The sequence below is a fragment of the Aquibacillus albus genome (assembly GCF_016908325.1).
GTDB classification, from domain to species: domain Bacteria; phylum Bacillota; class Bacilli; order Bacillales; family Amphibacillaceae; genus Aquibacillus_A; species Aquibacillus_A albus.
This window is the reverse complement of record NZ_JAFBDR010000004.1, coordinates 82,225-107,924: the sequence shown is the minus strand read 5'-3', so window position 1 is coordinate 107,924 and position 25,700 is coordinate 82,225. Positions and strand designations below refer to the sequence as shown.

Annotated in this window: 19 protein-coding genes and 1 pseudogene; 16 read left to right on the top strand and 4 right to left on the bottom strand. The window is 36.1% G+C overall.

The genetic code is table 11. The annotated features are described in order from the left end of the window. The first annotated feature begins 218 nt into the window (after nucleotides 1–218). The 3 genes from JOC48_RS05240 to JOC48_RS05230 all read left to right on the top strand — a co-directional run bounded on the left by JOC48_RS05240 (nucleotide 219) and on the right by JOC48_RS05230 (nucleotide 3,358). Entirely contained in the window at nucleotides 219–2,117 is a 1,899-nt protein-coding gene (locus tag JOC48_RS05240; protein ID WP_239584209.1) for an LTA synthase family protein, read from the top strand. Nucleotides 2,118–2,365: 248 nt separating this feature from the next. Further along, a complete protein-coding gene (locus JOC48_RS05235; RefSeq protein ID WP_239584208.1) occupies nucleotides 2,366–2,743 on the top strand; it encodes a 2Fe-2S iron-sulfur cluster-binding protein in 378 nt (125 codons plus the stop codon). 141 nt (nucleotides 2,744–2,884) lie between these two features. Then, entirely contained in the window at nucleotides 2,885–3,358 is a 474-nt protein-coding gene (locus JOC48_RS05230) for a hypothetical protein (protein ID WP_204498020.1), read from the top strand. A 341-nt stretch (nucleotides 3,359–3,699) separates the two neighbouring features. Here JOC48_RS05230 and JOC48_RS05225 read toward each other — a convergent pair whose 3' ends face one another. Beyond that, on the bottom strand, nucleotides 3,700–4,548 hold the full coding sequence (locus JOC48_RS05225) for a family 1 encapsulin nanocompartment shell protein (protein ID WP_204498019.1): 849 nt from the start codon (nucleotides 4,546–4,548) through the stop codon (nucleotides 3,700–3,702). After that, nucleotides 4,541–5,152, bottom strand: coding sequence for an IMEF encapsulin system ferritin-like cargo protein (locus JOC48_RS05220; protein ID WP_204498018.1), 612 nt, complete (start codon nucleotides 5,150–5,152; stop codon nucleotides 4,541–4,543). The genes JOC48_RS05225 and JOC48_RS05220 overlap by 8 nt, the downstream gene beginning before the upstream one ends. A gap of 510 nt (nucleotides 5,153–5,662) precedes the next feature. On the opposite strand from JOC48_RS05220, the gene JOC48_RS05215 reads away from it, so the two are divergent. After that, nucleotides 5,663–6,247, top strand: coding sequence for a nitroreductase family protein (locus JOC48_RS05215; RefSeq protein WP_204498017.1), 585 nt, complete (start codon nucleotides 5,663–5,665; stop codon nucleotides 6,245–6,247). Nucleotides 6,248–6,371: 124 nt separating this feature from the next. Continuing rightward, a complete protein-coding gene (locus JOC48_RS05210; RefSeq protein ID WP_204498016.1) occupies nucleotides 6,372–8,549 on the top strand; it encodes a DNA topoisomerase III in 2,178 nt (725 codons plus the stop codon). 199 nt (nucleotides 8,550–8,748) lie between these two features. Here JOC48_RS05210 and JOC48_RS05205 read toward each other — a convergent pair whose 3' ends face one another. Further along, nucleotides 8,749–10,755, bottom strand: a complete 2,007-nt coding sequence (locus tag JOC48_RS05205; RefSeq protein WP_204498015.1) for a beta-galactosidase — start codon at nucleotides 10,753–10,755, stop codon at nucleotides 8,749–8,751. A gap of 248 nt (nucleotides 10,756–11,003) precedes the next feature. Here JOC48_RS05205 and ribB point away from each other — a divergent pair. The 6 genes and pseudogenes from ribB to JOC48_RS05175 form a co-directional block, all read left to right on the top strand. Then, nucleotides 11,004–11,600 (top strand): annotated as a pseudogene (gene ribB / locus JOC48_RS05200) (3,4-dihydroxy-2-butanone-4-phosphate synthase); the annotation flags it as partial. Nucleotides 11,601–12,145: 545 nt separating this feature from the next. Then, entirely contained in the window at nucleotides 12,146–13,132 is a 987-nt protein-coding gene (locus JOC48_RS05195) for a carbohydrate ABC transporter permease (RefSeq protein ID WP_204498013.1), read from the top strand. Between the two features lie 17 nt (nucleotides 13,133–13,149). Further along, complete coding sequence (locus tag JOC48_RS05190; protein WP_204498012.1) at nucleotides 13,150–13,974, top strand: carbohydrate ABC transporter permease; 825 nt, start codon at nucleotides 13,150–13,152, stop codon at nucleotides 13,972–13,974. A 116-nt stretch (nucleotides 13,975–14,090) separates the two neighbouring features. Further along, nucleotides 14,091–15,416 (top strand): ABC transporter substrate-binding protein, encoded by a 1,326-nt coding sequence (locus tag JOC48_RS05185; RefSeq protein ID WP_204498011.1) that lies wholly within the window; start codon nucleotides 14,091–14,093, stop codon nucleotides 15,414–15,416. 128 nt (nucleotides 15,417–15,544) lie between these two features. Beyond that, nucleotides 15,545–16,489, top strand: a complete 945-nt coding sequence (locus JOC48_RS05180) for a nucleoside hydrolase (protein WP_204498010.1) — start codon at nucleotides 15,545–15,547, stop codon at nucleotides 16,487–16,489. Further along, nucleotides 16,479–17,405 (top strand): nucleoside hydrolase, encoded by a 927-nt coding sequence (locus tag JOC48_RS05175; protein WP_338024236.1) that lies wholly within the window; start codon nucleotides 16,479–16,481, stop codon nucleotides 17,403–17,405. Before JOC48_RS05180 ends, JOC48_RS05175 begins: the two co-directional genes overlap by 11 nt. 207 nt (nucleotides 17,406–17,612) lie before the next feature. Here the strand turns inward: JOC48_RS05175 and JOC48_RS05170 are convergent, their stop codons facing one another. Beyond that, nucleotides 17,613–18,671 (bottom strand): LacI family DNA-binding transcriptional regulator, encoded by a 1,059-nt coding sequence (locus JOC48_RS05170; protein WP_204498009.1) that lies wholly within the window; start codon nucleotides 18,669–18,671, stop codon nucleotides 17,613–17,615. A 412-nt stretch (nucleotides 18,672–19,083) separates the two neighbouring features. Here JOC48_RS05170 and JOC48_RS05165 point away from each other — a divergent pair, with 412 nt between their 5' ends. From JOC48_RS05165 to JOC48_RS05145, 5 genes are all read left to right on the top strand, one after another. Beyond that, on the top strand, nucleotides 19,084–20,520 hold the full coding sequence (locus JOC48_RS05165) for an L-fucose/L-arabinose isomerase family protein (RefSeq protein WP_204498008.1): 1,437 nt from the start codon (nucleotides 19,084–19,086) through the stop codon (nucleotides 20,518–20,520). A gap of 51 nt (nucleotides 20,521–20,571) precedes the next feature. After that, nucleotides 20,572–21,402 (top strand): transketolase, encoded by an 831-nt coding sequence (locus JOC48_RS05160; RefSeq protein WP_204498007.1) that lies wholly within the window; start codon nucleotides 20,572–20,574, stop codon nucleotides 21,400–21,402. Beyond that, nucleotides 21,399–22,364 (top strand): transketolase family protein, encoded by a 966-nt coding sequence (locus tag JOC48_RS05155; protein WP_204498006.1) that lies wholly within the window; start codon nucleotides 21,399–21,401, stop codon nucleotides 22,362–22,364. Before JOC48_RS05160 ends, JOC48_RS05155 begins: the two co-directional genes overlap by 4 nt. A 15-nt stretch (nucleotides 22,365–22,379) precedes the next feature. Further along, on the top strand, nucleotides 22,380–23,882 hold the full coding sequence (glpK, locus tag JOC48_RS05150) for a glycerol kinase GlpK (protein ID WP_204498005.1): 1,503 nt from the start codon (nucleotides 22,380–22,382) through the stop codon (nucleotides 23,880–23,882). Nucleotides 23,883–24,132: 250 nt separating this feature from the next. Next, nucleotides 24,133–25,641 (top strand): DUF1593 domain-containing protein, encoded by a 1,509-nt coding sequence (locus tag JOC48_RS05145; RefSeq protein ID WP_204498004.1) that lies wholly within the window; start codon nucleotides 24,133–24,135, stop codon nucleotides 25,639–25,641. Nucleotides 25,642–25,700: the final 59 nt, after the last annotated feature.

The window sequence follows — 25,700 nt, the reverse complement described above, 5'->3', positions numbered from 1 at the left end:
CGTTGGGATAAAAGAGGTGTTTGATAGATATGAATACCATGTCAATGGATGTAATATTAATAATTGATTAAATTTTTTACATTCAAATGAAACTTATTTCATTTTGATAACGTCTTATTTATATAGGTTTACTTAAGGTTGACAGTGGTATATAAATAGAAATTGTAACAATTTTTTTGTTTATTTTTAATAGGTGCTTTCGTGAGGGGGAATGAAACATGATGTTTAATAAACGAAATGTTCCATTATATATATTGGCAAGTGCTCTATTTGGATTAAAGACATATATTGTTTATCGTTTTCTATTTAATATTTCAATAGAAAACTTCTTGCAGGAATTGATCTTATTTATCAATCCGTTTGCGTCTGCATTCATCCTTTTTGCTGCAAGTGTTTGGTTCAAACAGAAGCGACAAATGGGATTTCTGCGTTATTCGGCGTTAATAGGAACAATCATTCTTTATTTTAATGTAATGTTTTACCGAAACTTTACCGACTTTATTACGATTCCAGTATTGTTTCAGGGCAGTAATGCAGCTGATTTAGGGTCTAGTTTTCTAGCATTAATTAATATTCCAGATATTCTCCTATTTGTTGATGTAGCAATTATTTGGTATCTCAGCAAAAGGTATCCTGGCTCTGTAGCCGTTAATTACCCAAAGAAAACGAAAATGACTGCATTAGCAACATCCATTGCGATCTTACTAGGAAACTATATTTTAGCAGAGATTGAGCGTCCGCAGTTGTTACAAAGAACGTTTGATAGAGAGTATTTAGTGAAAAACATCGGTGTATTTAACTATCATATTTACGATGTAATTTTACAATCAAAAACAAAAACACAACGAGTATTTGCTGATGGCAATGAAATGTCTAAAATTGAAGAATATGTAGATGAAGAAGCAACCAGTGAAGAAGAATCGAAATTGTTTGGTGTTGCTGAAGATAAAAATGTCATTATTGTTTCACTAGAGTCTGTCCAAAGCTTTGTGATTAACAACACAGTAAACGGTGAGGAAATCACGCCATTTCTTAATGAACTAATAGAAGAAAGCTATTATTTTGAAAACTTCTACCACCAAACAGAACAGGGAAAAACATCAGATCATGAATTTTTGATTGATAATTCCCTGTATCCTTTACCTAGAGGTGCGGTATATTTCACGCATAGTCAAAATGAGTACAATTCTGTTCCAGACATTTTAAAAGAACATGATTATAACTCTTTTGTCTTCCATGCCAATAATAAAAGTTTTTGGAATCGTGATGTCATGTATGAGAATACAGGCTATGCACATTATTATGATCAAGCGGCTTATGAGATTAATGAAGCAAACTCCGTTGGCTGGGGATTGAAGGATAAAGAATTCTTTGAGCAGTCGATAAAGTATCTACAATCATTGCCAGAGCCGTTTTATTCTAGATTTATCACATTGACGAACCACTATCCATTTGAATTGGGAGAAGAGGATGCTTCCATTGAACCGTACAATTCTAATTCGAAAACATTAAATCAATATTTCCCAACTGTTCGCTATACGGATGAAGCATTGGAACAGTTCTTTGATGATTTAAAAGCTTCGGGGGTTTACGAAGATTCAATTATCATTGTAATGGGAGACCACTATGGAATTAGTGACTTTCACAATAAAGCAATGAGTCAGTATTTAAATAAAGAGGAAATCACACCATATGACCAGGTACAGCTACAACGGGTACCATTTTTGATTCATATTCCGGGCCATGAGGGAGAAAAATATTCAAAAATTTCTGGTCAAATTGATGTGAAACCAACATTGCTTAACCTGTTAGGGATTGAAAATGACGATGATATTACGTTTGGTACAGATTTATTCACGAATGATAGAAAAGATTTTATAGCGTTAAGGAACGGAAGCTTTATCACGGATGATTATATTTACAGCAAAGATCAGTGTTTTGACCGAGAGACGGGTAAGTTATTAGCAATCGAAACAAACGTGTTGCAAGGTTCACCCGAAGAAAACGCCAATGCATGTGAACCATTCAAAGAAAAAGTTGAAAAAGACTTATCCTATTCTGACAAAATCGTATACGGAGATTTATTCCGATTTTATGACTTTAACAGCAGCGAATAACCGCTGCTGTTTTTTTGATGCCTGTCACCACCCGATTAGACCAGGTTAACTTAAAATTGTTGCAAATGGTTTATCAAATGGATAGAAAGGAAATTACTATAAGTACGTGTTCAAAAGTTGACGATTAGAAACAAGCTAACGATGTGATTCGCTGTTTATCATTTGGTGACTTTTTGAACAACCTCTATAATTAATAAGTATAAATGGATAGTTTAGTATGTATAAATCTCAAAACAGGTGGTATGAACATGGATACACGTCGATTAACAGTTGGCTCTTTAAAAGAACGTCCAGCCAAACCTTCAGTGAATGTAACAGCAGTTGAGAAAGGGCCGACAAAAGTTATGAAAAGAAAAAAGCCGGTCCCAAGTATTAAGGTGTTACAAAATAATAGCGTTTATAAAGTTATTCCTAAAGCAAATCAAACACTGCTTGATACAGCACTTAATCAAGACCAAATGCTTTCCTTTAAGTGTAAAAAAGGAACGTGTGGAAAGTGTATGGTCAAAGTGTTAAACGGGATGGAATGTTTAAGGGAACCTACGATACAAGAGGATAAAAAACTAGAAACCAAATTGAATCAAGGCTACCGCTTGGCCTGTCAGGCAGTGGTGAAGGGAAGGTAATATAAAAAAATAGCTGGGTATAATCATAGTTATTTTGTTTTCAGAATTTTCCATTGACGATTTATTGATTTTCATATAGAATGAGAATCAATATCAATGATAATGAGATTCGTTCTCATTGAATTCGTGGAGGGGCGGAAAATGGGAAATCAAATTAACGGTTACTATGATTTTTACACAGTTATTTCAAATGAGCGGAAAATTGGTGGGGTGATTGAAGCTGAAGAAATTCAACTTCGGTCTGGGGAAAGCTTCCAATTTCCAGTTTTTACAAATATTGATTATTCAGGTTCAACGTTTTATACGATTTGTTTCATCACAGATAATTGTACGAAAATGATCGTTCATGTGGATGACATTCGTTCAATTAAATCACCGGTTCATAAACGAATTCAAGATATTAAGAATGAATACTACCGGGAAATTAAAATTAATGAAAAAGTAAATTACTTAAAGCGATTATGTCAAGCAGACCAAGGGGCATATACGAAGCCTTTTGTAGAAGAAGCTAAGCTTGTCATTGATGATATAGGGTATAAAAATGTAGAAAACTTAAACGATGTGAATATTAAGTTATTAACGAAGAGTGAAGATAAGGTCTTTAAAATAGCATAACCGAGGATGTCAAAAAGTCACTAAATGATAAGCGGCGCATCTCTTTGTTGGCTCGTTCTTCCGGTCCTCATGTAGGGAACAGCATCAGAGGAGCTTCTACTAAGAACGTGCACGTCCTGTGCACAACGTAGAAGTCAGCACATCCTGTGCAAGTCCGGTCCTCAGAAGCTTCGCCGCCTCGACCTGCTTGCTTCTAATTTACCGACTTTTTGAACACATACTAATCGAATTAAATACTTGTAACTTTAAAGAGCCAAAGCAAAGGATTTTCAGTTGATAATCCTCCGTTTTGGCTCTTTTTTGATTAACTGTGTTAAAGTTTGGATAATTTTTGTTTCAATTTACTCATTGGGATTCTCTAATGTGCAAATAGCACTCGGACGTTTAATTCTAGGTACAATACATTCATATATTCTAAATAAATGGTTCATTTGCTCACTGTCCATATAGGCTGTTTCCATATCTTCAGCAATAGCTAAATCCAGATTATGCCTTCCTGTTGCAACTAACAAACCAGTTTGCCCTTTTAATACTGGGGACTGGAAAACACCATCTGTGACTAGTTCACGAACATGTTCAATCTCAAGCACATTTGTCCCTTGGTGAACCCGGTGAAGCAGTGCATAGAGGTCAGGAGATAATACTAAGGCATATGGTCCACTATGTCCCATTTGCAGCAGTTTATTTCGTCCCTCAACAATGTCGTTAAATGCATTTCCTGATTTCATCCAATCCGAGCGAATATGAGACAAGTGTCCTTTTACGTTAGACAGTCCAGATATATTAAATTCGGTTGATCCATTAAAGATTAGATCATCTTCTAACAGTGCGCATTGCGTGACAGCATTAGCAGCTTGAGAAAAATCAATCGGGATATCTAACGCTCTTGCTTGCTCTAAATCACGCCAAAACAAGGTGAAATCTTTATATAACAATGGAATCGTTAAATGGATCCGTTTGGTGGAATTAGATGTTTCCAGTTCTTCTCCATGAAAACTTAGCTGTCCTCTGCCTGTTTCATCAAAAACGTCATTGATTACCGATTGAACCCCTTGTCCCAATGGACCATAAATATCTATAAAGCGTCTTCCGATTAAGTTTCTACGAGCGTTTTCAATGACAACTTCTTCCAGTCTCTCCCATTCTTTTTCCGATAATGGCGCATCATGATATTGTTGTACTTTATTCATCTATTAAAATCCTCCCATTATTTTTTAGGCTACCAACGGTTAATTGTTTCGTGGGTTTATTTTCGTAAAATGTTGTTTCTTCACGATCATTTGTTATATATTTTTCAATTTTTAATTGTTGATTCACATCTTCTTTTTCATCAGTCGGTACGGAACCTGGTGCGGATGCAGCCCCATCAAACGTATCATTCAGATCAGATAAAATGACTTTTATTGTTTGGTAATCTGTATCCGTGGAATTTCGCATCCGAGTTAAATTTTCTGCATGCTCTGTATCTTTAAATGTAAACAAAGCTAAGTCAAGGTGTTCTAAGAAATTATGTAATCCAAACTTTTCAAGACTAATATCCTGCAGTATATGTATAAAATCGAAATTATCAGCTGATCTAGCATTGTCGTTGTCGATAAAGTAATCCAGCTTAGGAATTAATGCATTTAATCGATCCAGCCGTTGTTCCTCTTCTTCATAAATATGGTGGTAATAAAGACGTTCATGATCATCTTTAGCGTTTTCGATACGTGGCGTTAAAATAGCCATAAAATCGTGAATATTCTCTCTCGTTCTCAAAAATATCTCATTTAATTCCGTAAAGGAGTTGGCCATATGTCACTTTTCCTTTCTATTTGATAATCAGGCGCGGTTTTAATAGATAAACGAAACATATTATTAATTTTGACCAAATTTTTATAAGAATAAAACAAATTATTCAAAAAAGAGTGAGGGGTAACCTTCAAAACGGTTTATCTAGATAGGAGTTTGACAATGAGAATAGTTATCACTTATACTTAATAACAGATAATGATAATCATTCTCATTATATTTCACTAGCTGGAGCCCGAATACTTTCACTCAACCCCCTTTAAAAATTTATTGCCTTCGGGTTCCTGCTAAGCTTTCACTTACACCTAGTCCATTTTAGGAAAACATTTGAAGGAGGGAATGAATGATTTGTTATTGGTGCGGGTACATATTTCAAGATGAGGAATATCTAAACAATAACTATCAATGCCCTTGCTGTGAGGTGTATGATATTGAAAATAATCACAATTAAAAAATGATGTGGAGTTAATCTATAGGTTCATTATAATAGAGTTAAAAAAGAGGTTGAAAAATATGGATGTATTTGAAGCAATACAAAGTAGAAGAAGTATTGGAAAGGTTAAACCTGACCCTATTGATGAGGGAACAATTAAAAAGCTATTAGAAGCTGCAACATGGGCTCCGAATCACTACCATACGGAACCGTGGAAATTTTTTGTTTTAACAAAAGAGGGCAGACGACCATTGGGAAGAACGTTAGCAGAAATAGCAAAAGAAAAAATGGAAGATCCGACAGAAGAGGAAAACCAGCTCATACTCAAGAAGCAGGAGAATAAAGCATTTCGCGCTCCTCTTATTATTGCAGTGGCTGTTGTACCATCAGATAATCCAAAAGTGGTACCGGTTGAAGAAATTGGAGCTGTTAATGCAGCGATACAAAATATGTTACTTGCAGCTCATGCCTTAGGGCTTGGGGCTATTTGGCGAACAGGAAATCCATGCTACCATCCGAAAATGAAAAAATTATTTGGTTTATCAGGAGATTCTCAAGTTCTAGGCTTCGTTTATATCGGGTATCCAGACATCAGTAAAACAGAAAGTCCAAGGATTTCTTTTGAAGAGAAAACAGTATGGGTGAATTCTGACACTGCGTATTGATGGTGTCTGTCACCAACCGGATTTTGTCAGATTTTGTCGGTTCTCTTATGGTGGGGATTTGTTTCATTTTCAAGTAGAAGGTGTGTTAAAGTGGAGGGAGTAGCTTTCGAAAGGAATGGAATAAATGAGTAAAACCGTAGTTTTAGCTGAAAAGCCTTCAGTCGGAAGAGATATTGCCAAAGTTCTACAATGTAATAAAAAAGGAAATGGCTTTTTTGAAGGCTCTAAATATATCGTTACTTGGGCGCTCGGGCACTTAGTTACCCTGGCAGATCCAGAGGTTTATGATGATAAATATAAGACATGGAAGCTTGAAGACTTGCCGATGCTTCCAGCTCACCTAAAGCTTGTCGTCATTAAAAAAACAGGCAAGCAATTCAATACTGTTAAAACACAATTAAATCGGAAAGACGTGCAAGATATTGTTATTGCAACCGATGCCGGCCGTGAAGGGGAGCTTGTGGCACGTTGGATTATTGAAAAAACCCGCGTGAAAAAGCCAGTGAAGCGACTGTGGATTTCGTCTGTCACGGATAAAGCAATCAAAGACGGTTTCCAACATTTAAAGCCGGGCAAACGTTATGAAAATTTATATGCCTCTGCTGTTGCTCGCTCTGAAGCAGATTGGTATGTCGGCTTAAATGCCACTCGGGCATTAACGACGAAATTTAATGCCCAGCTATCTAGTGGACGGGTACAAACACCGACACTTGCAATGATTGCAGCTAGAGAAGAAGAGATTAAAAGCTTTAGGCCAAAAGATTTTTACGGGATGAAAGCAGAAACGAATCAAGGCTTTTCGTTAACCTGGAGAGGTGCGAATAATGAAACGCGAATTTTTTCTAAGGAAAAAGCGGAAAAGCTAGTAGAAGCATTGGCGAATCAGCCAGCTGTTATTACAGAAGTCGATAAAAAACATAAAAAGAGCTTTGCACCGCAGCTTTATGATTTAACAGAGCTTCAACGGGACGCTAACCGCATATTTGGTTTTTCAGGAAAACAAACACTGTCGCTCATGCAAAAACTCTATGAGCAGCACAAAGTTTTAACCTATCCAAGAACGGATTCTAAATATATATCAACGGACATTGTCCCGACATTAAAGGATCGCCTGAAAGCTTGTGGTGTTAACCAGTATGCAAAGGTAGCTTCATCGATTGCGAAGCGAAGCATTAAGACGAACAAGGCGTTTGTTGATGATAATAAAGTTTCGGACCACCATGCCATCATACCAACAGAGCAGCCGGTTTATTTATCAGAGCTAAATGATAAGGAACGAAAAATTTATGATCTCGTTATCAAGCGATTCTTGGCTGTACTTTCTCCTGCCTTTGAGTATGAGGAGATTACATTAACAGCCAAAATTGGAAAAGAGACATTTACTGCCAAAGGTAAAAATGTAATCAAGCAGGGCTGGAAGGAAATCTATCATGACCGTATCGATGATGAAACAGCGGATGAAAAGGATCAGGTACTTCCAAAAATCGAAAAAGATACGAAAATTAACGGAGTAAAGCTTAAATTAACAAAAGGGCAAACAAAGCCACCAGCTCGATTTACCGAGGGGGAGCTGCTGCAGGCAATGGAAAACCCGGCTAAATATATGGAGCAAAAGGATAAGGGACTTGCTCAAACCCTGAGCCAAACAGGTGGACTTGGAACCGTTGCAACGCGAGCCGACATCATAGAAAAGTTATTTAACACCTTCTATATCGAAAAAAGAGGGAAGCATATTTTTATTACGTCCAAAGGAAAGCAGCTGCTTGATCTAGTTCCGGCTGATTTGAAATCGCCAGTACTAACAGCAGAATGGGAACAAAAGCTATCCGCCATTTCGGAAGGGAAGTTAAATAAAGACGCCTTTATTAAAGAAATGAAAAGCTACGCGAAAAAAGTCGTTGTCGATATCAAAAATAGTGAAACGAAATTTAAGCATGACAATATCACCGGAACAAAGTGTCCAGAGTGTGGCAAGTTAATGCTCGAAGTGAATGGGAAAAAAGGTAAAATGCTCGTCTGTCAGGATCGTTCATGTGGGGAAAAGAAAAACATCGCAAAGGTCACCAATGCCAGATGCCCAAAATGCCGCAAAAAGTTGGAACTACGTGGAGAGGGAGAAGGCCAAATGTTTACCTGCAAGTGTGGCCATCGAGAAAAGCTATCCACATTTAATGAACGGAAAAAGCGCGAGCAAAAGAATAAAGTCTCTAAAAAAGATGTAAACAAGTATTTAAAGAAACAGGATGACGGATTTAAAAATAACGCCTTAGCGGATGCATTAGAAAAGTTGAAGTCGAAGTAAGGGACAGAGGGACAGGTTCCGTGTCCCTCGACAAAATATGACAAAACTCGGGTGGTGACAGCACCGTTAAGTAAAAACACTATTTTCCGCAAAAAGCGGAAAATAGTGTTTTTACTTACTGTTCTTACGTTATAAGAAGAAGTTCCTATCTAACAATCCTTAATTCGGAGTGGGACGAGGGACCTGTCCCTCCGTCCCGCTATTGTTCTTCTAAGATGATGATTCCCCATGGGTCTATCTCTATTTCTTGGTTGTCATCGATTACTTGATCAGTCAACAGCGCTTGTGCTTTTCTGTGCGGGTAAGTGAAAGATAGTGTGTCATCTGAATAGTTAAAGTAATAACGAATCGTATTCCCCGTTTGATTTGTCCCTTTTTTCGTGATGAGTGGGAATCTCAATTCCTGATCAACACCCCATAATCCAGCATCCTTCACCGCATTTTCTAGCACTTTAGCCATAATTGCTTCACTTGGAATACAAGCGATATAAGTTGCAACGCCTTTTCCGAAGTTGTTTTTCGTAATCGCTGCATATTTACCCCAATGCGGATGGTCATAGTAGGCTAACACTTCAGCAGTTGTAGGAGTTACAAGCTCCATCCATGTGTCAACTGTATTATTTTCTTCTCCAACCTGATAAGGGTCATCTTTTAAGGAAACATTTTTTGGTTCAACAAACATGTTGTAATAGATGCCGCAAGCTTCATCAATGATTCCGGGCTGATGGGCAGTTCGTACTTTTACATTTTCATCGGTGAATCCGCTCTTGAATGTATAGACGATGTGACCGCCATTTTCAACGAAAGTATTTAATTGCTTCAACAGCTCGTCTGATGCTGTGTAAAGCGCAGGAACAATTAACAGATCATAGGAATCTATATTTTCGCTAATTGGACTTACAAAATCACATTCTATGTTCATTTTATATAACTGATCATACGTTAAGCGTATGATATCATTGTAATTTTTCGTGCTCGTAAAATTAAATTTAAACCATTCCATCGCTGTTAACGATTCATTGCTTACTAGAATCGCCACTTTGTTGTCTTTCTTGGCATTCACTAGTTTTGGAGAAAGCTTAGCAAAATCCCGCCCAATCGTTTTTGCTTCGTTATAAACTGGATTCGGTTCAAAGTCGTGACTTAATAGCCCTTTCCAGTAGGTTTCTAGCGAATTATGAATCGAATGCCAATGCCAATATGCTACCATGTTCGCACCGGAGGCAACATGGCTAAATGCTTGCAAGCGTAACTGACCTGGGTAGGGTGTCCAGTGGGTAAACGCTTGAGCTTCCGTTTCTAAAACAAAGTAATTTTTCCCCTTTGTAGAACGTGCAACATCACCGCCAAAGGAAATTTCAATCCCTGTTAAATCATCCTGTGATGGATGATAAATATCAACACCGGTATAATCAAAGGCTTTCGATGCCTCAAAATGATCAACGTCCGGTTGAATCCCGTACGAATACCCTCTCCACTCAAAATCAAAATTTTGGGTAACGAATTGATCGGAATGCTTATACTCATTAACAATAGACACTTGCCATTCCAAGAAGTCCTTCACGAGCTTTCGTTGGAATTTTGAAAACTCGGAGCCTAAGCTGCCATTAATCGTCCCAACAACAGACGGGAAGTCCTCCCAGCTGTTAATTCTATTACTCCAGTAATCTAATCCGAAAGCTTTATTAATATTATCGAGTGTTTCAAATTTCTCTCTCATATACTTTACAAATTGAACTTGTACATTAGGACCAACGGTGTTGTAGTGTTTCGTTTCATTGTCCGTTTGGTACCCAATCACAGCAGGGTGATCCTTCACACGACTAATTAACTTGCGAATTATTCGCTCAGCATAATAGAGGTACGTTGGATGAGTAATATCCATAATCTGTCTAGCACCATATTTCCCTTTTCCTGCAGGGGTTTCAGCTAGTACATCCGGATGTTCTTTTACCATCCAAGTAGGAACTGCATAGGTTGGAGTGCCGACAATTACTTGAATACCTGCATCATGCATTGCATCTAGTACACGATCAACTGATGAAAAGTCAAACACACCATTTTGAGGCTCGTGCGTGCTCCAAGTGGATTCTGCAATCCGCACCATATTAATGCCGGCATCTTTCATCATTTGGATATCTTTCTCCAGCCGATCATACGACATGTACTCGTCGTAGTATGCGACACCATAGATAAGTTTTTCCATTATTCAATTCCTCCTAAGTTTAAAAGTTATACTGAGAAGTAAGTGATAAATAGCTATATACAAGATTAACCGCGAACATTCTATTATAATAGTCTAATTATTGGAATGTTTATTGTTTTATTTTAACCATTTTAGTAATTTATTAATATATAACATAAATAAAAGGTCTGAAGAACGTATTTTGACAAACAGAAATATATTTTTTACATTAAAATATAAGAATATTATAAAAATGAAGGAGTGTTAAAATGTTTAGCAGTATTTTAGAGGCAGTTGACGTTTTAAAACAGGGAAAGATGATAATAGTAATAGATGATGAAAATAGAGAGAATGAGGGCGACATTTTAGCACTTGCAAATAATGTATCCATGGAAACAATCAATTTTATGATTACATATGGCCGTGGTTTAGTCTGTTGCCCTATAACAGCAGAAAGAGCTAAGAAGTTAAATTTACCTTTAATGGTATCAAATAATACTGAAAACTTACGAACTGCATTTACTGTTTCTGTTGATCATGTTTCAAATACAACGGGGATATCTGCTTCGGAACGGGCAGAAACGGTAAGGGCATTAGCAAGCGACGAAGCCAAACCGGTAGACTTTAAAAAGCCGGGGCATACTTTCCCGTTGATTGCTACTGATGGAGGCGTTCTAGAACGACCAGGACATACAGAAGCTGCAGTAGATTTAGCTAAATTATGTGGTGCTGATCCATCAGGTGTAATCTGTGAAGTTATTAAAGATGACGGAAGTATGGCACGTTTACCGGATTTAATTACTTTTAGTGAAAAACATGATTTAAAAATAGTTACTATTGCAGATTTAGTTAAATATCTTAAAAACTAAATCAGACGAACAAAAGAGTTTCAGTCTGAATCAAAAAAAGCCGTAGTCCTATATAAAGGGTTGCGGTTTTTATTTTATATATAGTGGAATAAAAGTGTAATCACTAAACAAAGAGTTTAGTATAAAAATATTAATATACAATCTAAATTTTTTATAAACATAAGTTCACTTCTGTTAAACAAATAAACTTTTTTATATGTTTTTAGTTATTTTAGTGAGTTGGTTGGGTTTTATAAGATTGTCATTTTTAATGGGGAGTGAATTGACCCCGTGCATTGAATAGGGAATGACGAACAAGTATATATTTAGTAATGCGATGTTTTTTTAGTTTATCTTAGAATTTAGTTTATCTTTTGTTTAGTTAAGAAGAGTGTAATAACTAAAAAAATTCATAAAAAACATTGACGTTAAGTATAATTTGTTATAAAATTCAATTAACTTATTAAACTAAATTTTCTGGTTTTTTCTTCGTAAAGATGTTAAAAAAGTTTAGTTTTATATTTAATCATTTTTTGAAAACGCTTTAATCAGGAGGGGGATTTATGGGACAAGAATCAAACCAAGTGGATACGTCTCTAGAGCTGAATACTGAAAGACCACTTGAAGTAAAGAAAAACAATAATCTTAAATTAGAAATTAAGTCACAAAGAAGATTAAAGTTACAAAGAAGTCTAAAACCGTTCTATTTTATGGCGCCAGCTTTGTTCATTTACTTGATGGTCGTAGCGGGGCCTGCCTTCTACACGATGTATTTAAGTTTTTTTGAAACAAATGGAATTAATGCTGCAGGCAAAGTATTTATAGGATTGGGAAACTATATTGAATTGTTTACAAATGATTCTGTGTTTATAACAAGTCTGAAAAATAATATCATTTGGACTGTTTGTTCACTAGCATTTAATTTAACTTTTGCTTTAATGTTGGCACTAATGCTAAACAGAAGTTTTAAAGGTAGAACAATTTTTAGAGCAGTTTTCTATTTTCCGTTTATATTATCAAATATTGTTGTCGCAATGATTTGGGTTTGGCTGTATCACCCGAATATAGGGTTATTCAATGAAATTCTTAGTGTATTTGCAATTGAACCAGTTGGTTGGCTTTCAAATCCAGATTTAGCTCTGTTTTCAGTTTTTGCTGCCTCTTCATGGCAACATGTTGGTAGCTCTATGATCATTTTTTTAGCAGGGTTACAAACTATTCCTAATGAACCATATGAGTCAGCAAAAGTAGATGGTGCAAATAGGATTCAGGCTCTTTGGTACATAACACTGCCACTTCTACGAGAGACTTATATTATTGTGTTTGCTACTACTCTATTTTATTCTATGAGGGTTTTCGATATTATTTACGCCATGACCGGCGGTGGACCTTCACAAAGTACACAAGTTCTGGGTTCGTGGATGTATTATCAAACGTTTAATCATAATAATGTAGGCATTGGTTCTGCAATTTCAGTAATCTTGCTCATAGTTGTAATGGCTGTAGCTATTCCTTATATATTATGGCAACAGAAAAAATCTCATGTTTAATAGGGGGAGGTTAAACGATGAAAAAACAACCGGCACGAGTTCTATTTTACATCTTCATTATTACTTTTGGTTTAGTATGGTTAATTCCAGTTTTCTTTTTAACGATTACGGCATTGAAATCTAATGGGGATTTATTCTCTAACCCTTTGTATGCACTACCATCAAAATACCACTTTGAGAACTTTATTGAAGCGTTCAACGAGGGAAATATGATCGTTTACATGAGAAATAGTGCATTTATATCTATCATCAAAGTTCCTTTGGGAATCCTTGTAGCAGCACTAGCGGCATTTGGATTAACTAGACTTAGTTTTAAATGGGAAAAACCATTTTACATCTTTTTTATATTAGGTATGACAATACCATTTCAAGCATGTTTAGTTCCTCTAGTAATTATGTTAACGAAAGCAAATTTAATGAATACGTATGTTGGTTTAATCTTCATTTACATTGGTTTTGGAATTCCTTTCGCGATGTTAATTTTAACAGGATTCTTTAAGGGGATTCCAAGAGAACTAGATGATGCAGCAAGAATTGATGGTTGTAGTGATTTAGGATTGTTTTTCCGTATTATATTACCAGTTGCAAAACCAGCGATAGCAACTTTGATAATCATGGACTTCCTTGCGACTTGGAATGAATTTCTATTAGCTCAAATCTTTATTTCTTCTGATAACTTGAAAACGGTTACTACTGGAATTATGAGTTTTACAGGAGAATATTCAACAGATTATCCGTTAATGATGTCAGGGGTTCTATTATCAGTCTTACCAGTTTTACTAGTCTATATCATATTCCAAAAACACTTTGTTAAAGGTTTGGGTGGAGCTGTCAAAGGTTAATTTTCTAATGATAATATCAACTCAATTAATTTTGGGAGGTGATCTGCTAACCAATCTTGCTGTTATTGTATTATCTTATTTAGGGAGACGAGAAAAGTTAATTAGGAGGGTTCAATTTGAAAAAGAATCTATTAAGTTTATTGCTAGTGTTTGCAACTATCTTAGTATTAACTGCATGTAATTCGGGTACGAGTGGAGACCAATCTGATGGCGTTGATCAATCGAGTGGAAGCAATTCAAGTGATCAGAGTAGTGACAGTGGAAATGATAATGGTAGTGAGTCAGTAACAGTAGAATTTTGGACGCTTGATGATGACAAGCCTATGTATGAACCAATTATTGAAGATTTTGAAAATGAAAATTCAGGGATTACTATTAATATGTCTACTCGAGCGGTTGATGCACATAAAGAAGGGCTAAAAGTTGCTGCTTCTTCTGGAACATTGCCTACGGTTTGGTTTAACTGGGGTGGAACATTAGGTAGTTTCTATCCAGAGAATGGATTGACTTTAGATTTAACGGAATATGCAGAAGCTAATGATTGGAGCGAAAAGTATCAGGAAGCTGCTGTAAACTTAGTTGAGTATGAAGGTCAATTAACAGGTGTACCTACTTCACTGAATGGCTTAGCAATCTTCTATCGTAAGGATATTTTTGAAGAACAAGGTATTGAAGTGCCAACGACATTTGATGAATTTGAATCTGTGATGGCTACGCTAAAAGATAATGGCGTTACACCAATCTCAGTTGGTGGAAAGTTTGGTTGGCATACAATGAGATTTACGGAAGTAGTTCTTGAACATTTTGCAGGTCCTGAATTGAAAGATAGCTTAATCAATATAGATGAGTCTTGGGACAACGAAGTAGTTCTTAAAACTTATGAAAAACTAAATGAATGGAATGAAAAGGGTTATTTCCCTAATGGCTTTATTACTACTGACCCTTCAGAGGCAAAAATTCCATTTTACAGTGGCGACGCTGCAATGGTTTTAGAGGGACCTTGGTTTGATTCGAATATTATTGCAGATGAATTTGATATGGATAAAGTAGGAGTATTTGCATTCCCAACTGAACATAATCCACAACGTGTTTCTAGTTTCGTTGAGATGCTTCAGATTAATGGAAGTGCAACTGAAGCTGAACAAGAAGCTGCTGTTAAGTTTGCGGAGTATGTTACTGCTCCAGAAGTGGTTGAAAAATATCAAGATGGCTATAGAAACTTCCCATTACCAAGAAAGAATGGGCTTATTCTAGAATCAACTCCTCATGTTGCTGATATCAATGAATTAATGTCTGAAGGTAACTTCCTGATTACTGACCAAGCATTACCTCAAGAGCTTGTAACGAAGTTCTTTGAAGCTCAAGATAAAATTATTACTGGAGAGATGACACCAGAAGAAGCAGTTGATTTCATGGCTGAATCTGCTGAAGAATTTAAATAAACATTCAGTGGTACTTAAATAAATAGAATAGAGAAGGAACGTTATAGTATTAATGTCTATTGAGTATGTTCCTTCTCTATTTGGAATTACTTAAATATACTTCTTATTATTGAAAGGAGTTATCTAGATTGAATTATAATTATCAAGTCCCAGAACATAAAAAATTAAGATTAATTATTAACACAGATGCTAAAAATGAAGCAGATGATCAGTTTGCTATCGTGCACGCGTTGCTTACACCAAAATTCGATATAAAAGGTATCATCGCTGCTCATTTTGGTGAAAGAAAAAGTGACCGATCAATGGAAGATAGTTACGATGAAATAGAAAAATTGCTAGGACTAATGGATCTTCAGTCAGAGGTTAATGTAGTGAAAGGTGCTCCTAAGGCAATGCCTGGTGAGGAAACCTCAGTTATGTCAGATGGTGCGCAATTAATTATTGACGAAGCGATGAAGGATGACTCTAAACCGCTTTATGTAATTTTTCTAGGACCAATAACCGATTTAGCTTGCGCTTACTTACAAGAACCCAAAATTGCTGACAAATTAACGGCAATATGGATTGGTGGCGGTGTATATCCGGAAGGTGATAGAGAATTCAACTTGTCAAACGATATATCTGCTGCAAATGTCATTTTAAAATCCGCAATTCCTTTATGGCAAGTTCCAAAAAATGTGTATCGCATGGTGAAAGTAGGCATTGCAGAATTAGAACATAGAATTAGACCACATGGAGAAATTGGGAACTATTTATTTGAACAATTAGCAGAATACAATCATAGCCCTTACTGGAGAAATCCGTGGGGAGATAGTTGGTGTCTAGGTGATTCACCAGCTGTATCACTTCTTATTGATGATCATCCATTTCATTACGAGGAAAAAGATGCCCCATTAGTTACAGAAGATATGTGTTACGTAAGTGGAGCAAGTAATAGTAGTAGAAAAATAAGAGTCTATAACTATATTGATTCTCGCTTTACGTTAGAAGATATGTTTGCAAAGATAGCATTAAATTACCCGGAAAAGAGTAAAACGTTATTAAATAAAGAGGTGGTTAATAGTGAAAACTAATTACAGCATGCCAGAACATAAAAGACTTAGACTTATTATTAATACAGATGCTAAAAACGAAGCGGATGATCAATATGCAATTGTTCATGCCTTGCTTACACCCAAATTTGATATAAGAGGGATTATTGCAGCTCATTTTGGAAAGTATCGTTTTGGAACAGTTCCGGTAGATGATTCGATGGAACAAAGTTATGATGAGATTAACAAAGTGCTACGCCTAATGGATTTAGAGGGCAAAGTAACTGTGAAAAAAGGTGCTGAGGAAGCATTAGTAGATGAATCAACTCCCCTAGTATCAGATGGAGCAAGATTGATAGTAGAAGAAGCTTTAAAAGCGGACGAACAGAATCCACTTTATGTAATTTTTCTAGGGCCAATAACGGACTTAGCTGCTGCTTACTTAATGGAACCAAGTATTGAAGATAAGGTTACCGCGGTATGGATCGGTGGTGGTAAGTATCCTGAAGGTGGAAGAGAATTTAACTTATCTAATGATATTAACGCTGCTAACGTTATTATGAAGTCAAATATTGAGCTATGGCAAGTTCCGATTAATACTTATCGTCTAATAAGGACAAGTATTGCAGAATTGGAACTTAAAGTTAGGCCACATGGTGAACTAGGAAAATATTTATTTGATCAGTTAGCAGAACTAAATAGTGATCCAGCTTGGCCGCTTCCATTCGGCGAGAGTTGGTGCTTAGGAGATTCACCTGCAGTGTCCCTGTTGGTCGATGATCATGATCATCATTATAGAGAAATTGCTGCACCACGTATCACGAAGGATATGAGATATGTCCACTATCAAAAAGAAAGAAAAATCAGAGTTTATGACTATGTAGATCCACGATTTACATTGGATGATATGTTTTCAAAAATTGCAGTGAATTTCCCGGCAGAAAAAGAAAAAGTTTGATTCTTGTAGATTTAATAGTTGCTTATTCATATTGCTAGGTTAATAACGCCTAAACCAATATAAGATTTTGTATTGGTTTAGGCTATGTTTGTTAACAAAATCAAAGTTAAAGTGTCTAATACTTTGCTCAGTAATGTATTTTATGGTAACTAAAAATATTAAAAAGGACCAACAGTAATTTAGCTACAATTGATCCAAAACTTATTTTTAGTTATTGGCAACCTTTTGGGTCACACTGTGTACCTTACAAGAACCACGTTCAACCAATTCTGTATCCACTATTAATTTACTTTTATCATTTTCATCTTCATTAATAAATTTTATTAGCTTTTCAACAGCTAGGGATGCGATTTTATCCTTTTTTACATTAATGGTAGTCAGCTCTGGTGTAATTACTTTAGATTCAAATATATTATCAAAACCAATGACAGAAATATCATCTGGTACGTTTATATTTAGTTCAGTTAAGGTTTTAATTACGCTGATTGCCATATAATCACATTCACAAAATAGTGCAGTTGGTAAAGTTTTTTTGCGCCTTTGAATTTCCTGTTTGAATTTATCCTGTGATGAAATATCGGTTGGAGATAGTTTAAAAAAATCGTTGTTAGCTACTGATAAATTATGTTCAGATAGTATCTGGAGAAATCCTTGTTTTCTCATGTCAAAGTTATACATTCTTGTATTCGATTCAACATACCCTATATCTTTGTGACCTAATTTTATTAAATATTCTCCAGCCTGATAAGCACCGAATAGATTATTCATAACTACAAAATTCGTATCAAGTGTTTCATAACATGTATCTAAAACAACTAAATTAGGCTGAACGTTAGATATAGTCTTTATTTGTTCCTTAGTTAGATTTGTACCTAATAATAAAATACCAGCAGATTTTTGTTCACTTTCTAATCTTGTTATTTCATCTCGCAAGTTTTCAATATTTATTGAAGACACCATTAAAGAGTATCCACTTGATCCAGTGTGTTTATCTATACTATTAAATAGCTCATTAAAGAAAGGTAGAGATTCATACTGCTCAGTAACAATACCGGCATTTGTACAAGCTACTAACCTGAGAATTTTTGGTTTTGATTGTGAATATTGACTGGCTTTTATTATTGGACGAGGAATATAGCCATGTTCTTGAGCGATCTTTAAAATTTTCTCTCGTGTTTGCTCGCTAACTCCATTTTTTCCATTTAAAGCTAATGATACAGCAGATTTTGAAACATTAGCTATTTTCGCAATGTCATCTATCTTCATAAAATTTTACACCTACCCTATTTATATAAAATATGCTGTTTATAAACACTCATACTGTTATTATATCATAAAGTAAAAAGTTTTAGTTATGTTTAGCTATCAAATATTAATGAATCTTAAAGTAAAAATGTAATTTATAGGTTGTTTTTGTAAGGGTCAGAGTCACATCAACTAAAATACTTTATTTTTTTACCTGTTATTAACTAAAAAAATTCATTAAAAATCATTGACTGTTTAGATGTGAATTGCTATTATACAATCAAAGCAATAAACTAATCAACTAAACACTTGGTAAGAGTTAGAAATGATTGTTTTAGTTTAGTATTTATGTATGCGCTTAATTTAGTGTGTTCACGTAACTAAATTAATAGACAAGTAAATTCGTAGAATTATAAAACTGGAGGTAAGGGGAATGGACAAAATTAAATTAGGATTTGCGCCTACAAGACGTTTTGTATTTAGTAAGGAAGATGCGTACAAGTATAAAGGTTTAATTCGAGACCAAATTGAAAGTTTTGGATTAGATATTGAGATTGTTGATTTAGAAGGGATTAACGACGAAGGGTTACTTTACAATCGGGCAGAGGAACCACAGGTCATTAAACGCTTTAGAGATGCAGGTGTAGATGCTTTGTTTTTCCCGCACTGTAATTTTGGAACGGAAGATATTGTTGCTCGTGTTGCACAAGCTATAGATAAGCCAGTCTTGCTCTGGGGACCAAGAGACGAAGCGCCATTAGAAAATGGAATGCGACTACGTGATACGCAATGTGGAATGTTTGCAACTGGGAAAGTGCTTCGAAGGTTTAATGTTCCATTTACATATATCACAAACAGTGCAGTTGATTCACACGTGTTTGAAAGAGGATTTAAGAATTTCATTGGTGCAGCTAACGTTGTTAAGCGATTCAAGGAATTAAGAATATTACAAATTTCCACTCGTCCTTCTGATTTTTGGTCAGTTATTTGTAATGAAGGTGAATTGCTCGAAAAGTTTGGAATTCAAATTCATCCGGTAACGTTAGATGACGTAAAGCAAAGAACGCTAAGGGTGGAAAAAACAGATAGTCCAGAACTAGATGAAGCAATTAAATATATAAAAGATACGCTTGACTGGAGTGAGGTTGGCGATGAACATGTTCGTCGAATCGCTTCATTAAAGGTTGCAATGAAGCAAATGGCCGATGAAACTAGCAGCTCGGCAATTGCGATTCAATGTTGGTCAACATTACAAGACATTATTGGAATCATGCCATGCTTAGCAAACGCAATCTTAACGGATGAGCAAATTCCAGTTACTTGCGAAACGGATATTCATGGTGCGATTACATCGATTATGGTTCAGGCAGCAACTTTAAATACGTCACCAACATTTTTTGCTGATATCACGGTTAGACACCCTGAAAATCCAAATGGAGAATTACTATTCCATTGTGGAAACTTTCCGGTATCACTGAGTGAAGAAGAAAAACCGAAGTTGAAAAGACATTTCTTGTTTGAAGACCATTCACCTGGAACACATGAAGGAAAAATCAAAGGTGGAGATATGACAATTGCACGATTTGATGGAGATCACGGGGAATACTCGATCTTCTTAGGAAAAGCGAAAGGGATTGAAGGGCCGTACTCAAGAGGTTCGTATGTGTGGGTAGAAGTGAACGATTGGCCATTGTGGGAAGAAACACTAGTAAAAGGGCCTTATATTCACCACTCAACAGGTATTCACGCTAATGTTATTCCGGTTATATATGAGGCTTGTCAGTACATTCCAGGATTGAAACCAGACCCAGTTGATCCTACAGAACAAGAAATTAAATCCTGGTTACGTGGAAGTGACATAAATAAATAAAGATAAAGGCTCACTTTTGCATATGGAACAATACTTAAGGAGGGTGTAAATATGGTAGATGATTTATTTTTGAAGCGAAAAGCAGCTCAAATTCGAAAAGATTTAATCAAGATGATTTATGAAGCAGGTACTGGCCATACAGGTTCATCATTATCAAATACAGATATTTTAACAGCTTTATATTATGGGGTTATGAATGTCGATCCTAAAAATCCGAATTGGGAAGATCGAGATCGTTATGTTCAAAGTAAGGGCCATGCTGTCGAGTCCTATTGGGCAGTCTTGGCGGATAAAGGTTTCTTTCCAAAGGATGAACTAAGCACATTCTCACAATTTAATTCTAGATTAATCGGACATCCAAACAATAAAGTGCCAGGTGTAGAAATGAATACAGGTGCGCTAGGACATGGATTATCGATTTCAGTAGGTATGGCCTTAGCAGCTAAAATGGACAACAAAGCTTACCGTGTTTACACATTGATGGGCGATGGAGAACAAGCGGAAGGATCTGTTTGGGAAGCGGCAATGTCTGCTTCACAATATAAACTGGATAATTTAATAGGTATTATTGATCGAAATCGTCTGCAAATTACTGGTAGCACATCAGATGTTATGAGTAATGAGCCGTTAGATGAAAAGTGGAGAAGTTTTGGTTGGGAAGTAGTGGAAGTTGATGGTAACGATGTAGTTGAATTAGTTAATACTTTCAAAAAAGCACCATATGCATCTGGAAAGCCAACACTGGTACTTGCAAACACAGTGAAAGGTAAAGGCGTTTCATTAGCGGAAAATGTAGCTGGTTGGCATCACAAAGTTCCTAGCCAGGAAGAGTATGAACAGGCGATGGGTGAGCTAACAAAGCAATTGGAGGTATTACAATGAATAATGTAGCGCTTAAAGCAAACAGTGGAAATAAAATAGCAAACCGCAAAGTAGTTAGTGATACGTTATTAGGGTTAGCAAACGTAAATAAAGATATTCTTGTTTTAACGAGTGACTCTAGGGGATCTGCATCCATGGTTCCATTCGCAGAAGAGTTACCGGATCAGTTAGTAGAAGTAGGAATTGCTGAGCAAAATTTGGTTGGAATAGCAGCTGGGTTGGCTGCTTCAGGAAAAAAGCCATTTGTAGCTTCACCGGCTTGCTTTTTAAGTATGAGAAGTATTGAGCAAATTAAAGTTGATGTTGCTTACTCGAGAACCAATGTGAAATTAATTGGTATTAGTGGTGGAGTAAGTTATGGGGCGCTAGGTATGTCACACCATTCCGTACAAGATTTAGCTGTAACCCGAGCAATTCCTGGTTTGCATGTCATGATGCCAGCCGACCGTCATGAAACGAAAAAAATGATTGAAGCGCTGATAGATTATGACACACCTGTTTATCTAAGAATTGGCAGAAATCCAGTTGAAGATAGCTACTTAAATGATGACTATCATTTCGAAATCGGCAAAGCAGTAACAATGAAAGAAGGAAATGACATTACCATCATAGCAACTGGTGAAACAGTACGTGTAGCTTTAGATACAGCAGAAGCACTGCAAAATGATGGTGTTAGCTGTCGAGTGCTTAATATGCATACCATTAAACCGTTAGATGAAGCTGCAATTATTAAAGCGGCTAAAGAAACGGGTAGGATTATTACGATGGAAGAACATAGTATTTATGGAGGGTTAGGGGCTGCTGTATCAGAAGTAGTTTCACAGAATCAGCCCGTACCAATGAAAATTATTGGTATTCCAGATGAACCAGCTATTACTGGCAAAACACCGGAAGTATTTAATCATTATGGAATAAGTGCTGCGAATGTTTCCAGGATAGCAAAACAAATGATTGGTAATTAAACGAGGTGTCTTATCATGAAAACAGACTATATCCTTGGATTAGACCAAAGTACTTCTGGAACAAAGGCACTAGTTGTTAATTCAGAAGGACAAATTATTTTTAAGGAATCAAAACAACATAAACAGTACTATCCACATGATGATTGGGTAGAGCATGATCCATTAGAAATCTATGAAAATGTAAAAAAACTTCTCAACGAAGTGATTGATACAGCACCAATCAAAGCTGGAGAAATCAAGGTCTTGTCCATTACAAACCAAAGAGAAACGGTTGTTGTATGGGATAAAGATACGGGTGAGCCAATTTACAATGCGGTTGTTTGGCAATGTAGACGAACGACAACTATTTGCCAACAATTAAAAGATCAAGGTTATGAACGTACGGTTAAATCAAAAACTGGTTTAACGATTGATCCTTATTTCTCAGCCTCTAAGGTAAAATGGATACTTGATCATGTAGAAGGTGCAAAGGAAAAAGCTGCAAAAGGTAAGTTACTATTAGGCACAATCGATAGCTGGTTAATATGGAAATTAACAGAAGGAAATGTTCATGCAACAGACGTAACGAATGCGAGTAGAACGCTACTATTTAACATACACACCTTACAATGGGATGATGAATTGCTTGAGATTTTTGATATTCCGCGTTCTATGTTGCCAGTTGTGAAAAACTGTGATTCGATGTATGGCGAAACGACGGATCTAGCATTACTCCAAGTACCGATATCAGGTGTAATTGGTGATTCCCAAGGTGCCTTGTTTGGCCAACGTTGTTTTGAAAAAGGGATGGCTAAAGCGACCTTTGGAACAGGAACATCCTTATTAGTTCATACAGATGACTTGGTAGAAACGAAGAATGGATTAGTTACTTCAGTAGCATGGGGATATGAAGGAAAAGTTAATTATGCACTAGAGGGAATTATTCGGGCAACAGGCGATGTCATTAATTGGATGTATAAGGACCTTGAGTTATTTAATGATTTTGAAGAAGCTGAACATTTAGTAAAAGATCTTTCTAGTAATCAAGGAGTCTATTTAGTTCCTGCATTTGTTGGTTTGGGTGCACCATATTGGAGCCCGAATACACGTGCTGCAATCATAGGGATGAGTCGAGCTACTGGCAAAGCACATATTATTCGAGCTGGGTTAGAAAGTATTGCCTATCAAGTGAAAGATATCATTCATTTAATCGAAAAAGAAGCGGGAATAAAAATAAAATCACTAAAGGTTGATGGTGGTGCAACGAGCAATCAATTCTTAGTACAATATATAGCTGATATGTTAGGGATTAGTGTAATAGCCTCCAATACAGCTGAGCTGTCAAGCATGGGGTCCGTATACCTTGGTGGTTTAGGGGTAGGTATTTGGAATTCAATAGATGAGATTATAGATTTAAATCAGAGTAATAAAGTTTATCTAGCTGAAATGGCTGATGAATATAGAGTAAGATATTATCAGGAATGGAAAGCGGCTGTGGAAAGTGTCTTAGTAGAAGATGACTTTATGGTGAGTAAATAAGTCATATATAAATTATAAAGTATCAACCATAGAAAATTTATGAACAAAATTGGTGTTACTGAACCTTTCCATCGGTATAAGAGAGATAAGAATGATTTAAACAATGGTGGAAAGAAGTACTCATCTGTCTTATAAAAGTTTGGAGCTTTTCTAGTTGACCGGAACATATTCCTGGACTAGGAGAGCTCTATATTTTTACTAAGAGGTCCTAAAAATTGATTTTAGATGAATAAGGGTTGGTGATTTTGAAATGGTATTTAAAGATGAGGAGCTTAAATTAAAACTTGAATCGAGACCTCGTACAGTTGTGACAACAGACGGAGAAGTAGACGATATGAACTCTGTTATCCGTTTTCTTCTGTATTCAAATGAAGTGAATTTGGAAGGGATCGTGCTTACTAGCTCTATGTACCACTATGCTGGTGATGAAAAACGGGGCATTGAACCGTTTAGATGGACAGGAACTCAATGGTTATTTGACATAATTGATGCTTATGAGGAAGCTTACCCTAATTTAATAAAACATGCAGTTGGTTATCCTGAGCCAGACTATATAAGAAAAGTGACTAAGATTGGAAATATTTCTAATGCGGGTGAAATGGAAAAAGTAACTGAGGGCTCAGAATTTCTAAAAGAATTATTTTTGGATAATGATGACAGAGATTTATATGTGCAAACATGGGGAGGGACAAATACAACAGCTAGAGCACTAAAGTCAATACAAGAAGAGTACGAGAATACGAGTGATTGGGAGTCTATCAAGAAAAGGGTAAGTGATAAATTAGTGATATATATTATTTTGGATCAGGATGAAAGTTATAGCTCCTACATTGCGGAAAATTGGTCGGACATTAGAATTATAAATGATCAATCAAATTTTTGGCATTTCGCTTATGCATGGAAGTTTCATGCAGACGAAGTGAATAGTAAGTTACAAGGAGATTGGAATTATGAACATATTAAGAAAGGTCATGGAAAACTACTAGAATTATATGCTCTCATGGGGGATGGCAATATCATCGAAGGAGAACTTCCAGAAGAGCAACGTGGTAGTGATGAATATTTAACAAATAACCCTCAATACAACCGCTATGATTTTATATCGGAGGGTGATTCACCATCATTCTTCTACCTAATTAATAATGGGTTAAGAAGTATAGAAGATCCATCTTATGGTGGATGGGGTGGACGTTTTGGTGTTGTGAATGAGAGGCTATATAAAAACACCGTTTTAGATTACGATGTATACACAAATCGATACGAAGCTGAGTATAGCTTAATGAGATGGTTTGATGATATTCAGAGTGACTTTGCTGCACGCGCAGACTGGGTAGTAGCCTCCAATTATGAGGATGCAAACCATAATCCTACTCTTACAGTTAAAGAAGGGCTAGATTTAGAGGTTGAGCAAGGTGAAGAAGTTACTCTCCATGCAATCGGCACAGATCCAGATGGGGATCATTTAACATACAGTTGGTGGAGGTATTTTGAGGCGGATACGTATGAAGATTCAAAGGTCTCGCCATTAAAAGTAGAACAAGTTCTTCAAGGTGATATGCAATTTGGGCTTCATCGAGAATTAAATAGCGGGGAAGTAACTGATAGTATTACTCTTTCAGGTAGTGATACGGATACTGTAACCTTAACAATTCCAGAAGACGCAAAGTCAGGAGACACAATTCATATAATAGCGGAAGTGAAAGATGATGGTATGCATGAACTAAAACATTACCAACGAGTGATTTTGACAGTTAGATAGCAAGTGAAAGTGTATCTATGAGTCTAATAATTGAAAAAGCAAATATTTAAGTGCTACCG